This window comes from Mesorhizobium sp. M4B.F.Ca.ET.214.01.1.1, assembly GCF_004791545.1.
Lineage (GTDB): Bacteria > Pseudomonadota > Alphaproteobacteria > Rhizobiales > Rhizobiaceae > Mesorhizobium > Mesorhizobium abyssinicae.
Map to the genome: position 1 here is coordinate 1 of NZ_SRUX01000006.1, position 12,925 is coordinate 12,925.

Sequence of the window (12,925 nt, forward strand, 5' to 3'; positions counted from 1 at the left end):
ACTACGCGTACCCGGGTTATGGCGTTCCATCGGAGGAAACCAAAGAGGCAATCCGTCTGTGCGCGCGGCTCGAGGGCATGATTACCGATCCCGTTTACGAGGGCAAATCGATGCAAGGGATGATCGATCTCGTCCAGAGGGGCTTCTTTCCACAGGGATCGAGGGTCCTCTACGCACATCTCGGCGGCGCGCCGGCAATGGACGGTTACCGGCTGACGCTCGTGCCGAGGACTCGCCTAAGGTTCGCGGCCGGGTTGCAGTACAATGCAGTAGACTAGACGGGCCCGTCCCCCCGGAGCAGAACTGCAACTGCGGCAGCACGGGCTCCGAGCAGCTGTCGCTGGTCACCTTTTCGACCAGCAACTCCAGGCGTACATTATTCCGTCCAGGTCAACAGACGCGTCTTCACTGCCGGCCTGTGATTGCCGGTTCGCAGACGCACGGCGCGGAAATCCCGCCGCGGCGTATTGGCGTAAGCGTCGTCACTCTTGTCCAAAACAACGAGTTTTAAGCACGCTTTGCGGTTTCTCCTGCGCGCTTCGACACACGCCTCGATAGCAGCCCAATATGGCTTCCGTGTCTGGGGCGGCGCAGCATTAAAGTCGGCCCCATCGGCTGGTCGCGGTTCGAGACCCTGACGGCGCGCTTCCCCTGCCAACTCCACGCGTCACTCGCAATTGGGCGCAGGGCCAAAATGACGCTGGTCTACACTCGGAAGAACCGGGTGCGGGAAACCCGCCCGCCCGCATAGCGAGGGCAAAAGCCGAATGGCTGATCTACTCGACCACGTCGTCAGAATGTGTGGGCTGGCTCCGCCTCAATCCTGGTTAGAACCCTACGCCTCTCGCCTTGGCTGTGAGGATACTACCATCTTAGGTAGGCGCATGGGTCGAGCTTGCCGTCTATAACCGCGGAGCCATCGCATTCCAATTGCGTTGCTAAGGGGCGCCATTGTCTGGCCAAGGAAAGAACATGCTTCAAGATATTAGCTCCAACCCCCTGTTTGCTTTCGAAAAGCTCGAATCGAACGTGCGGTCATATTCGCGATCCTTTCCTGTTGTGTTCCGGAAAGCTGCTGGAGCCATTCTCGAGGACGAGAATGGTTTCGAGTTTATCGACTTTCTGTCCGGTGCCGGAGTCCTCAACTACGGCCACAACGATCCCGATTTTCTAAATGATGCGATCGAATACTTAAATTTGAAAGGAATAATCCATGGGTTAGACATGGCCACATTAGCCAAACGAGAGTTTATGGAGTGCTTCGATGCCACAATACTACAGCCACGTGGTCTCACATATAAGTTTCAGTTTGCCGGTCCCACCGGCGCCAATACTGTCGAAGCGGCTTTGAAGCTCGCACGAAAGGTCACGGGACGGCACAATATAATTTCATTCACCAACGGCTATCATGGAGTGAGCCTGGGCGCGCTTGCGGTAACGGGTAATCGATACTACCGAGATGCGGCAGGCTCAACGCTAGCCGGCGCAGTGTTCATGCCTTATGATGGGTATTGGGGAGCCGATCACGACACCACGGAATATATCGACAAGGTGCTTGCTGACGCAAGCAGTGGTGTTGACCTACCGGCAGCCATCATTCTGGAAACCGTCCAAGGCGAGGGGGGCATCAATCCGGCTGGCAAGAACTGGCTACAGTCGCTCGAACGGCTTTGCAGGCAGAACGGCATCCTCCTGATTATTGACGACATTCAGGCAGGTTGCGGACGAACGGGCAATTTCTTCAGTTTCGAGTTCGCGGGTCTTTCGCCAGATATCATTCTTCTGTCCAAGTCCCTTAGTGGCTGCGGATTGCCGCTGTCCCTTTTGCTGCTCAAACCTGAACTAGACGTTTGGCGTCCCGGTGAACACAGTGGAACTTTCAGAGGCAACAATCTTGCGCTGGTGACGGGGACTGCTGCGTTACGCAAATATTGGACCAATGAAAAGCTTTCTAACGCGGTTGCGGAAAAAGGACGTATCCTATGGGATCGCCTTCGGCAGACCGCTCAACGTGTTAGAGATCATAAGCTTTCCGTGCGCGGAAGGGGCATGTTTCTGGGGCTCGATTGCACCACAGGTAAACTGGCTGAGAAAATCGTTCGCAAGGCCTTTGAGGCTGGGCTCGTAGTAGAGCGATGCGGCGCAGAGGACCAGGTCATTAAGCTTCTGCCTCCTTTGACGATTGACGGGCAGACGCTTCATCGCGGTCTCGATATTTTAGACAGTTCTGTGCTCGCAAGTGGCTCGTGCTAAAAGGCGTTCCCGTTCAGGGCGGGGCCGCACGCCTCTAACGCATTCTCATCGCATGCAAATTGCCAACGACGTGATTGGTGGAACATGAAGACGACGGTTCTGAAATTTGGGGGGTCTTCTTTTCTGCATCCTGAAGACTACGGTCGAGTTGCTGGGCACATAGCCGACCGACTTGCAGCTGGCGAAAACAAAATCGTTGCCGTGGTCAGCGCGATGTCGGGAACAACTGGAAAGCTGCAAGCCTTCATGCTCGATGTCAACAAGCAACCATCACCATCGAACCTCGATGAGGCACTTGCAACCGGAGAGATGCTCAGTGCGTGCCTGTTGGAAGCCGCCATCAGCCGGCTAGCGATTCCCGTAATGTCTTTGAACGGCTATTCCCTTGGAATACGCACGAATTCAAATGTTGGTCGCGCGTCAGTAGAAAGCGTGGATCCCAAGCCAATTCTGGCAGCATTGCAGGAGCATGAAGTTGTCATTGCCGCGGGCGCCCAGGCAATTGATCAGTCCGGCAGGTTAACGTTTCTCGGCAGAAACAGCTCTGATCTAACAGCTATCGTAATTGCATCCATGTTAGGAGAGCACGCTTGTGAAATCTATTCGGATGTTCCTGGCGTCTATACGGCAGATCCTTATCTCGTCCCAGGGGCTCAACTGATTCCGGAGATCGCCTACCGGACGATCGCACAGATGTCGCGACATGGCGCAAAGGTACTTCACCACACGGCAGTGGAATACGCCGAGAAGCAGGCGGTCACCATTGTTTGCAAATCTCTCACCAGCGTCGGAGCTGTCAGGGGCACGATCGTAACACGCCATGGGAGCGCCCGTTCCGTCACAGTGGCTCGCGATGCAGCGGTGATTTCGTGCGACAGCCTTGCAGCACGCGACAGCCTTCGCGCGCTTCTTGATCGACACGACATCATCTCGGCCTGTGTGGAAGACAACTGCAGGCCCTGCATATGCATTGCAAGCGATATTGATTTTGCCATGCGGCTGCTCAAGCTGACGGGCACGGGCTCGGTCTCCGTTGGATCAAGAACCGCGGTAACAGAGCTTGATTCTTCAGTGGTGCGCGTCCATTTGGAGGGCGATTATGATCGAGCCGTTTTCCTAGCGCGCCAGCTGCACGAACGGATGTATCCTGCAGCGGTTGGCGAACCGTTTGGATCGAGAGTGGCCAAACAGCCGTCATCTGTTAGCTCGATGCTCATTCGGGAAAGTAACGAACCGCGAGACCCACAGTAATGCCTTGGATCAATTGTTCTTTACACTCAGCCGGCCTGGTAAACTAAATGGAATCGTCGGGAGCACGTGACTCTTGTATAGTACGCTGGCGATGAGGCGCAGGCCTAACACTGCGGTTGCCTACTCAGGCAATTTGACGAAAGGTGAATTCGAAGTCCGATCGATGGCACCTAACATAGGCAGCTTGCCCTGATTGGTCCGCACTGGCAGCCCGGCAGATCTGCCGTCTCGGTCGTGATGGCGCTCCCGTGAAGGAGATAGTGTCCTGAAGGTTCTGCAAAAAGCTCTGGAGAGAGAACAGGCCTTGCCCTGAGGCGAGGCGGCCATGGCACGCTGGTGACGTTGCGATCACCGATTCCCGTGGAAGGGTAAGCGCCATGACCAATCGAGAAGTTAGACTGAGCAGAGGCGAGTTGAAAGCGTTGCTGTTGTCGGATGAGGACGGCTTTCGCAAGGTATTGCAGACTGTGGTGCAGGAGGCTTTGGAAGCCGAGATGACGGAGGCCATCGGGGCCGAGAAGGGCGAGCGGACGGCGGAGCGGGTTGGTTACCGGTCCGGCTATTATGAGCGCAAGCTTGTGACGCGGGTTGGGGTCCTGGAACTTCGCGTTCCGCAGGATCGGACCGGCCGGTTCTCGACGGAATTGTTCGAGCGTTATCAACGCTCGGAGAAGGCACTGGTATCGGCGCTGGTCGAGATGTACGTGCAAGGCGTGTCGACCCGGAAGGTGAAGGCGATCACCGAGGAACTGTGCGGCCACGCCTTCTCGGCCTCGACGGTGAGCGAGGCGACGGCGCGGCTGGATGAGGCGCTGAAGGCGTTCTTTGAGCGGCGGCTTGCCGAACCTTACCCGTACCTCATCCTGGACGCGCGCTATGAGCGGGCGCGCGAGGCCGGCGTGATCGCCAGCCAGGCGGTCTTGGTGGCGATCGGGGTCGACTGGGAGGGCCGGCGCCAGGTGCTCGGTGTCGAGCTGGCCAACCCTGAAAGCCATTCGAGCTGGCGCGCGTTCGTGGCAGGGCTCAAGCAGCGCGGGCTCGCCGGCGTCGAGTTCGTCGTCTCCGACGACCATCCGGGGCTCAGGGCAGCGATCCGGGAAGTCCTGCCCGAGGCAGTCTGGCAGCGCTGTTACGTGCACTTCCTCAGAAACGCGCTCGATTATGTGCCGCGCAAGGTCGACGACGACTGTCTGATGGAGCTCAGATGGTTCTATGACCGGCGCGACCTAGCCGAGGTCAAGCGCGACCTGGCGCAGTGGATCGCCAAATGGCAGGCCAAATACCCGAAGCTGGTGAACTGGGTAGAGGACAACTCGAGGAGACGCTGAGCTTCTACCGGCTGCCGCTGCCGCATCACAGGCACATGAAGTCGACGAACATGCTGGAGCGGCTGAACCAGGAGATCAAGCGGCGCACCCTGGTCGTTCGCATCTTCCCCAACCCGCAGAGCTGTTTGCGGCTGGTTCGGGCATTGGCGGTGGAGATCCACGAGAACTGGCTCGAGGCGACCCGCTACCTCAACATGGATCATCTGCGCGAGCACAAGAAGGAGAGCCTGAGAGCACTGGCCGCCTGAGACGCGGCCCGCCATGTCCGCCGCTCCGCTAAACACGGGGGCTGCGCGGCGGACACGCCAACGTCACCGCTGAATGCCACGCCATTTTTTGCAGAACTTGACGCACACAACTGTGAAGGATCTGGCCATAGTACATCCTTTGGCGCAGCAGATAAGAGCTCCGTCAAAGGTAGGGATCCAAATCCACGCGCGTGCTGTGAGGCGTCGGACAGACCAGATTAGGCATGTCGCTTTGTTCATCGCTCACTATTCGATAATTCCAAGGCTCATGGCCTTCATCGCCGCAAGCGTTCTGCTAGAGGTATCTAATTTTTTCTTTGCGTTTTTCACGTGGAAGTTGACTGTATTATAGGATATTCCCAGAATTTTTCCTATCTCCCATGAGGACTTTCCTCTTGAGGTCCAGAGGATGCACTCCTTTTCTCTGGCAGAAAGATTAGGGATTGCCTCGATGTCGCTCAAGCTTATAAGTTTTTCTGTCCTCCGATGGAAATGAATCGCGGCAAGTTGCAAGTAGGTCATTGCTCTATTTTGGAGTTCCCTGTCCAAACGTTGGGCAAAGCTCATGAACCCAACTCTGCCGCCGGGGCCATGTAATGGGACGCTAATGCCGGACCTTAGGCCGAACGTTGCAGCCTCATCGAAAATACGGCGTTCTTCGTCAGTCGTGCTTGCGTCCTTGTAGACCTCACTCCAGAGAAAGACGCCTGACCGCTTTCGACTCGCTTTTATTATCGGGTCTATCCTGTGATACCCGTTTTCGAAATACCACTTCTGCCATTCATCAGGATAATTTAGTATGACCGCCGGACCTCGTCGGAACGCCTTCGAAAATTTTTGCTGGGGTGTTAGAGAGCCGTATGCTATCCACGGGCAATCAAAATTTAGGGCAAACGCAGATAGCAGCTCGAACAATTGCTTGGATTGGGCGATACCATCAGTTTGCTCGAGAAATCGGCCGAACTTGATTGCAAGCATATCTCCGTTTTCATTGGAGAAATGCCCCGGAGGGGCCAAAGAAATGCAGTCCGAGTCCTTGGTTGCGAGCCCCTGACGTTCAGAAACCCTAGTCATCGACTTGCGTTCCATGTCTCCTCCGCAGCCATTTGCATTGATTTCGTCACTGGGTGCACCGCTGCACAAAGCTGCCAGCTTCTGGGCCGCGCCTTGCGCGCGGCACCGAATATCTTTACCAGGTCGCCGCAACGTGTAAGGTGATTTCGATTTAAATTTAAGTTGCGCCGGAGTTTGTGAGATTGTGATTTCGTTAAAAACTGATAATCCTACGATGTACGTTCGCGATAGATTGGCCGATGCAGCCGCGTGCGTCTCCCTCGTCGGGAAGAATACTCAACCGTTGCTGAAACCCATGAGCCCGACCAGCTAAGTCAGAACGCTAAGCTCGCGGAGGAACCTCTTGACGCGCTCACGCTGTGAGGGCTCTCGCGCTTCCTCGAAGACCGTCCGCATCCAGATCAATAGCAACGTAGTCGAGCGCTTCATCGTCGCGTTCAATCGGGAGAGCACTTTTCGCGGAGACCTGATGTGGTGGACGGCCTCCGCTCCTGGCATCGCAATGTGCCAAAGTGTGGCTGTCGAAAGTCACATGAGGGAGAGCCGTCCATGGAGGAGATTGCAACAATTGGTCTGGATATTGCCAAGCAGGTGTTCCAGGTCCATGGGGTCAATGGCGCTGATGCTGTCGTTGCCCGTCGCAAGCTTCGTCGCGATGATGTCGCGGGGTTCTTCAAAGCATTGCCGCCGTGCCTGATCGGCATCGAGGCTTGCGCGACGGGGCACCACTGTTTTTGGCGGCACTGCGGTACACGCGGGGATAGCCGACGTAAGTGACGATGCAGAGCAGGTGGACACCTCGACTTTAGTGGTCTCGAGCCTCCTTCCGGGGGGCTTATGAAATATGTCATCCTCGCCGCAAAATGCTAACCGACCGGCACAACGGTCCTTGCCTTCGCGCGGTTTGCTGGAACGCTCTTTGATGGTGATGGACCTACTCCTCGTCGCTGACCTGGCGGTGATGCAAACATCGGGACCTCGGCTCGGGTGTTTTTTGACGACGGTCATCTTTTACCTGGCGCCGCTTGGCTGGAGCAAAGAGGGTCGGTGCCAAAGGATTGTTCCTATTCGCCAAGGTCCGGAAATGGTGTGATCGACCAATCGATTAGGGACACCGCACGCTGAACTATTGCCTCGGTCCGGGCAAGGCTGGGTGACGCGGCGATGAAATGTCCGATCAAGTCTCGGTAGTCGTTTTTCCGGATGATCGACGTGTTTGGTTCAACATAAAATTTGACCTCGGCGACACCTGGTACAGCAGCCGCCCGGCTGTCGCCATCGACCCAATCGAGGGTGCCATCGCGATCAGCAACTAGGTACCGCGCGGTCGCAGTTTGCGAATGGCTTCTGCGCAAATTCCATTCGGCACCGATCACAAGTTTGATGTGCTCGGCGACGAGATCGACACCGTAAGCCAGCTGAACCAGTTCAGGAGCGGGCGAACCCGGAAGACGCGGATTGACTTCAATAACGACTGGGCCACGCCCAGTCCACCGGAGTTCAACGTTCGTTGGCCCCCAGCCAAGGCCGAGAGCTCGCAAACAGCTCAGCGAAACATCGGCTATACTATCATGCTCGCCATCGGACAGCACGGCCGGATAGGTGCACTCATGATAGACGAAGTGGGGCGGAGGGCCGAAATCTAGGGCGGCGATTCCAATGACCTCATCTCCCATTATATCAATGCTATAATGCGGGCCTTGTGCGAATTCTTCGACCAATATCCCTGGCGAAGAACGCAATATGTGCTTCCCGCCCAACAGATATGTCGCATGTTCGGTCAATTCATTGGAATTGCGGCACAAACGGACACCAATGCTGCCGCTGCCCAGAACTGGCTTAAGAATCACCGGCAGGCCGATCTCCGCAGCAAAGCTTTCCACCTCAGTTGCATTCGTTGCCACGCGATAAGCAGGTACTGGAACGCCCGCCTCCGCGAGAACCCGACGTTGAGCGAATTTGTCGCAGCATCTTTCAATCGATACGGGGTTCGGTCCGGGTAAATCGAAGTGTCGGCAGAGCTTGCCGACTGTCGCAGGGACCGATTCGTCGTCGCCGGCAAACCCAGTAATGCCAGCAATGTCATACATGGCACGCAGCCGGGAACATTCGCGGATGAGCGCACCGAGATCACGTGTATCAACGCGAATAGCCTCAATGCTTTCCGCAGCAAGATAGTCGTACTGAGCCGGATCTGCCGCCAGGGTAATTGAATGAAGGCCAAGACGCTGAGCCGCTTGGATGTGGAGCGGACCATTACCCCTATGACCTTCAACCAGGATGAGCACTTTTTTTGCCATGGGTTTGACTCCGACGTTGCGTGGCTGTGCGGCAGCCCGAGCGTAAACAGGCATCAACTTTATCCGTGCCTGATCTCAGACCTTGCGGTGAAGGTACCAGTGTCGAGGCCTGGCGGTCGCAAAGAGTCTGTAAACTTAGTTGAAGGATCTGTTGCAACGCTTTGGTGCCGGCCGTGTGGCACGAAGCCCCTTGAGGAAATTTCCGGAGGGTTCCGAAGCTCGAGGTCGCCAGTTGACCTCAGTAATACCTAGTCTACAACCTCGGCCTGCGTGTGAACTTGAAGAGATGATGACTGAGAGGTTGGTGTGGCAATCCTGACTGCGGTGCCAGTGTGAGTCGATCCTTTGATACGGGAGGGCGGAAGCCGGTCGTCGGCTGTTATAGGGATCGGCTGGCAAATCTAAGGCTGCGCAGTCATCAAACTCGCGCTGACCACCTCGGCAGAGAAACGGTGATGGATACGCCACCTGTGACCGGGCTTCTTCATACCCATTATACGGTGACCGGATCCATCTCGTCAACGTGAACAATATTGCGCATCTCCATCCACAAGCCTGCGGTCTGAAGCTAGACGAGAATGTCGGAAGTCGACGAGACGTCGGGCGGGGCGGCCTGTCGAGTGGACAAGCGGTTCAAGTCAAAACGGTGCGTCAATTGGCGCGTAACTTGCGTGGCCAAGGCTGAGGGACGCAGTTCAGTCACGGAGGCCGATGTGACTAATCAGTCTCTCATCTTTAACGCGTGTAGACTGGCGGCAGTCCTTTATGGGCCAGAGGACGACGTGGACACCCGGCGGTTCGGTTCGCGACTGCCGATCTAATTGGAGTGTTCAATGGCCCATCGCTATTATGATCTCCCGTCCCTCACTGTCCTTACTGCCCTCGAGGTATTTGAGGCATCGGCACGCCATCTTTCGCTCGAGCTTGCAGCTTCCGAGCTGAACGTGACGTTGGGAGAGATCAGTCAGCAGATCAAAGTTATTGAGGATGAGCTCGGTGTTCCGCTGTTTGTGAGGCCAGGAACCCGCGTGGTGCTTACCAGCGCTGGCAAAGACCTCTGCAACGAGCTGGCAAGTATTTTTTCCGAGGCGTCCGATGTCGTCACGACCATTAAACGCGGCGGTCGTTCCCAGCCTCCACCGATGCGTTCGCGTGGATCTGGCTGAACCGCGCATTCGCGCTTAGGACACAGCACGATGATATTACAGTTGACCATGTGAATTTCCGAAACTTTGCGCCACTATCAGCCGCGCTGAGGTTCAGCTGCGCATCCGGTATGGTTTCGACTCATGGTCTAACGAGAGAGGCGGCCGTATTGTTTTGTGACGTTATTTACCCCGGGTCTGCGGTCCAGCCTTCGCCCAAGAGCACCACGATGTGGCGGCCAAGTGCTTGCCTGAACTTCTCCTCCTGCCATCATCGGACATCTTCCAGTTTGCCCCAGAGCTCGAAAAGAGCTGAGATTGACGGGCAGGGCACCTGCGCCCCCAATACGTACCGGCCCGGCACCGAGCAGTCTCCTGCCGGGCTCTCCTGCGGATTTAGTTCCAATACAACGTCGCCACGTGAAAGCTTGTTTTAGTAATTTACCCCACGTAGTTCGATCAATTTTGAATGTTACGTAGAAACACGACCTTGTCTCAAAATTGCAGCGCGACGTAATATAAAATTCTCAAAAATCACCTTTTTGCTCCCGCATGCCGCTGATACAGTCGCTCTTGAGAATACCAAATCGTCGTTTTCTGCTACCCATTTGGGAGTGTCCATGGCTTGTTGTGGAGAGCGTCCATGCAGGACGGCAGCAGCCAAGTCAGGAATAGCTTTCGTGGTTTCAGCCGCGGCCACTGCGCCCATGGTGCCGCACCCATCTACCCTTACACCGAGGAACCGTTATGAACACCCTAGATCAGCAGACAGCACCGGAGCAAGCCGCACGAGAGCGCATGAAGGCATCCCATCACCTCGATGGCGACGCGGTTCGCTTGGCGAACTTATATAACGGATGGGCGAGTGCGTTCGATCTGGATCAGGCCCGCATCGAATATTGCGGGCCAACGATAGTGGCGGAACTGGCAGGCGCCGTGCAGACGGCCTATTTGGCCGGGCAGCGAAATGCCATCGCAATCCTGGACGCTGGCTGCGGAACAGGGCTCGTCGGCGTGGAACTGGAACGCCTTGGCTTCCGGTTGATTGACGGGTTCGATCTCTCCGAAGAGATGGCCGAAAAGGCCCGGCAAACCGGCGTCTACCGCCATGCCCGAGGCGATGTCGATCTTAACGGTCGTCTCTCTGACTATTCCAGCGCGAGCTATGACCTAACCGTCTGCTGCGGTGTCCTCACGCTCGGACACGTCCGACCGGATGGGTTGCGCGAGCTAGCCCGCGTCACCCGCCCGAACGGCTTCATCGTAGCAAGTACCCGCAAAAGCTACGCGGAGACGATCTCCTTTGCAGACCAGGTGCGGCGTCTGCAGGATGAGGGCGTCCTTATACCGGCACAGTGTCTAAGGAACGGCAGATACGTCGCCGAGGAGGACGCGCACTATTGGGTCTTCCAGGTGCCCGAGAAGATCAGCGCACCAGGCAACCGAGGCTGTGACGACGCTACCGCGAATCTTGCTGTCGAAACTGCCGCCGATGCAACGCATCAAGCTCATCCCGGACGGCTCGGGTGAGTCTACGCGCCAGCCGGGCTAGGACAATCTCGGCTTCGGTATGCGCTCTTGGCGCTACGCCGCTTTGATCAAAAATGGCGTGGAGAAGTGGTTCGAGGATGCTCCAAGGCGATCTGAATCAGGCGTCGAAGACACCGTCTGTGGCGGTTGCCTGAAGGCGACGGACTTTCTGGAAGGCTCCGCACAAACGCATGGTGCGGCCAAGAATGGAGACGAAGCCATGCTGCTGTACGCGACGCAGAAGATCGCCGCTGGCGTATTCAAACGGGTCGATAGTTTCGTGATATTGGCGCGGGCCCGCTGCTCAGTGCGTCGTGAGTATGCAGATCCTAGCACTGTCTTCAGAATCGGAACGACCGGTCACCAATCGGAATGACGGCGGAGTTACGTCGGATCCCGTACATTTGTGTCGTCATCATGCACGGCTAGAGCTAGCCGAAGTTTTATCAGCAGGGCTATCCTACCGTTTTGAGCGATCTTTTCGTTTGGCACGGTACATGCTGTCTGCAGCGGTGCAAGGAAGCGTGGTGATGTTCATCGGGGGTAAAAAATGGATTTAGGCCTAGATGGCAAGGTGGCAATGGTCGCGGCCGCCTCTACTGGCTTAGGCTTGGCCACAGCCGAGGAGTTAGCCAACGAAGGCTGCCGCCTGTCCATCTGTGGGCGGGATCCGGGGCGGCTTGAAAGAGCAGTGGGTCGGTTGCGCAGCACAGGCGCCGAAGTGCTGGCGCGCGCGACCGATGTAACCGACTGCGCGGATGCAGCAGCTTGGGTTGCTGAAACAGCAGAATATTTTCGGTCTATCGACATTTTAGTGACGAATTGTGGCGGCGTTTCTGCCGGGCCACCCTCGGCCATGTCGCCTAAGGATTTCGACCATGCGTTTGACCGAGTGCTCTTACCGTCGATAAACCTTGTTACGGCTGCCTTGCCATATCTGCGGCGCTCGCAGGCGGGGCGAATTTTGATGCTCGCTTCCGAGGCTATCGTACGGACCCCAGTACATTTCGCGCTGTCGGGTGTCGCACGAGCAGGACTCGTGCCCTACTGCCACACGCTCGTACAAGAATTGTCGGGGGAGAGCATCACGGTAAACGTGCTCGCTCCTGGAGCACACAACACCGCGATTCACGAAGCCAATCGGCTCGGCGAACACGCGGAAGCCATTCGTGCGCTCGAGAACAGGACCCCGGCTCGTCGCCTTGGCGATCCCTCGGAATTCGGAGCAGTTGCTGCATTCTTGGCCAGCGCCCGCGCGGCATATGTCAGCGGCGCCCTGATCGTCATCGATGGTGGTCTGAGTGCAACCGTCTAAATAATGCTGGATGATGGCCTGAAAGAAGATGGCCTGGTGAGCAATCGAGTACCAAGTACTCTGAGCCGTGAAGCGAGCTGTAAAATTTGCTTTGGACTGCCCATGCCTCGGCCGGAAACATATCCGACTACATGTTCAACTCGCCCCTTGTAAGCCATCACGGCTTCGTGGCTGGCTTGGAGAGGAATTAATTCCATATGGAAAATGATGCCCAGAAACTCGCCGCGACGCCCGGCGCTCATATTCAGATGACCTATTTTGAAGCGCTCGTGCAGGCCCAGATGGAAGAAATGGATCGCGATGAGCGCGTCGTCCTGATAGGAGAGGAGCTCTCAGTTCATGGCGGCGCCGAACTTATTGAGCGGTTTGGCAAAAACCGGATCTGGAACACGCCGATTTCAGAAGGCAGTTTCACCGGCCTCGGAATCGGGGCTGCCATCAATGGATTGCGGCCGATCGTAGACCTCTCGGTGTCCAGCTT

Annotated in this window: 7 protein-coding genes and 5 pseudogenes; 10 read left to right on the forward strand and 2 right to left on the reverse strand. The window is 56.5% G+C overall.

The annotated features are described in order from the left end of the window. The 4 genes and pseudogenes from EN857_RS13490 to EN857_RS13505 all read left to right on the forward strand — a co-directional run. Positions 1-278: pseudogene (locus tag EN857_RS13490) on the forward strand (pyridoxal-phosphate dependent enzyme); the annotation flags it as partial. Between the two features lie 694 nt (positions 279-972). Beyond that, positions 973-2,253 (forward strand): diaminobutyrate--2-oxoglutarate transaminase, encoded by a 1,281-nt coding sequence (gene ectB, locus EN857_RS13495; RefSeq protein WP_128188218.1) that lies wholly within the window; start codon positions 973-975, stop codon positions 2,251-2,253. A gap of 84 nt (positions 2,254-2,337) precedes the next feature. After that, entirely contained in the window at positions 2,338-3,504 is a 1,167-nt protein-coding gene (locus EN857_RS13500) for a uridylate kinase (RefSeq protein WP_128188219.1), read from the forward strand. A 377-nt stretch (positions 3,505-3,881) separates the two neighbouring features. Then, a pseudogene (locus EN857_RS13505) lies at positions 3,882-5,080 on the forward strand (IS256 family transposase). 246 nt (positions 5,081-5,326) lie between these two features. Here EN857_RS13505 and EN857_RS13510 read toward each other — a convergent pair. Further along, positions 5,327-6,169 carry a LuxR family transcriptional regulator gene (locus EN857_RS13510; protein WP_128188220.1) on the reverse strand — a complete coding sequence of 281 codons (843 nt, stop codon included), beginning with the start codon at positions 6,167-6,169 and terminating at the stop codon, positions 5,327-5,329. Between the two features lie 534 nt (positions 6,170-6,703). Here EN857_RS13510 and EN857_RS13515 point away from each other — a divergent pair. Beyond that, a pseudogene (locus tag EN857_RS13515) lies at positions 6,704-6,883 on the forward strand (IS110 family transposase); the annotation flags it as partial. Between the two features lie 335 nt (positions 6,884-7,218). Here the strand turns inward: EN857_RS13515 and EN857_RS13520 are convergent. Next, the gene (locus EN857_RS13520; RefSeq protein ID WP_128188221.1) at positions 7,219-8,454 is read right to left on the reverse strand and encodes an acetyl-CoA carboxylase biotin carboxylase subunit family protein; all 1,236 of its coding nucleotides are present in this window, start codon (positions 8,452-8,454) and stop codon (positions 7,219-7,221) included. Between the two features lie 833 nt (positions 8,455-9,287). Here EN857_RS13520 and EN857_RS35555 point away from each other — a divergent pair. The 5 genes and pseudogenes from EN857_RS35555 to EN857_RS13545 form a co-directional block, all read left to right on the forward strand. Then, on the forward strand, positions 9,288-9,620 hold the full coding sequence (locus EN857_RS35555) for a LysR family transcriptional regulator (RefSeq protein WP_245511296.1): 333 nt from the start codon (positions 9,288-9,290) through the stop codon (positions 9,618-9,620). Between the two features lie 726 nt (positions 9,621-10,346). After that, positions 10,347-11,129, forward strand: a complete 783-nt coding sequence (locus tag EN857_RS13530) for a class I SAM-dependent methyltransferase (protein ID WP_245511297.1) — start codon at positions 10,347-10,349, stop codon at positions 11,127-11,129. Further along, positions 11,092-11,226 (forward strand): annotated as a pseudogene (locus EN857_RS13535) (peroxiredoxin); the annotation flags it as partial. The gene EN857_RS13530 and the pseudogene EN857_RS13535, both read left to right, overlap by 38 nt. Positions 11,227-11,679: 453 nt before the next feature. Next, positions 11,680-12,444, forward strand: coding sequence for an SDR family oxidoreductase (locus EN857_RS13540; RefSeq protein WP_128188223.1), 765 nt, complete (start codon positions 11,680-11,682; stop codon positions 12,442-12,444). A 197-nt stretch (positions 12,445-12,641) separates the two neighbouring features. Further along, positions 12,642-12,925, forward strand: a pseudogene (locus tag EN857_RS13545) (alpha-ketoacid dehydrogenase subunit beta); the annotation flags it as partial.

What these genes read in the sequence shown, in the direction of transcription:
- EN857_RS13500 (WP_128188219.1), top strand. Translation starts at nt 2,338, where the DNA reads ATGAAGACGACGGTTCTGAAATTTGGGGGGTCTTCTTTTCTGCATCCT.
- EN857_RS13510 (WP_128188220.1), bottom strand. Translation starts at nt 6,169, where the DNA reads ATGGAACGCAAGTCGATGACTAGGGTTTCTGAACGTCAGGGGCTCGCA.
- EN857_RS13530 (WP_245511297.1), top strand. Translation starts at nt 10,347, where the DNA reads ATGAACACCCTAGATCAGCAGACAGCACCGGAGCAAGCCGCACGAGAG.
- EN857_RS13540 (WP_128188223.1), top strand. Translation starts at nt 11,680, where the DNA reads ATGGATTTAGGCCTAGATGGCAAGGTGGCAATGGTCGCGGCCGCCTCT.
- ectB (WP_128188218.1), top strand. Translation starts at nt 973, where the DNA reads ATGCTTCAAGATATTAGCTCCAACCCCCTGTTTGCTTTCGAAAAGCTC.
- EN857_RS13520 (WP_128188221.1), bottom strand. Translation starts at nt 8,454, where the DNA reads ATGGCAAAAAAAGTGCTCATCCTGGTTGAAGGTCATAGGGGTAATGGT.
- EN857_RS35555 (WP_245511296.1), top strand. Translation starts at nt 9,288, where the DNA reads ATGGCCCATCGCTATTATGATCTCCCGTCCCTCACTGTCCTTACTGCC.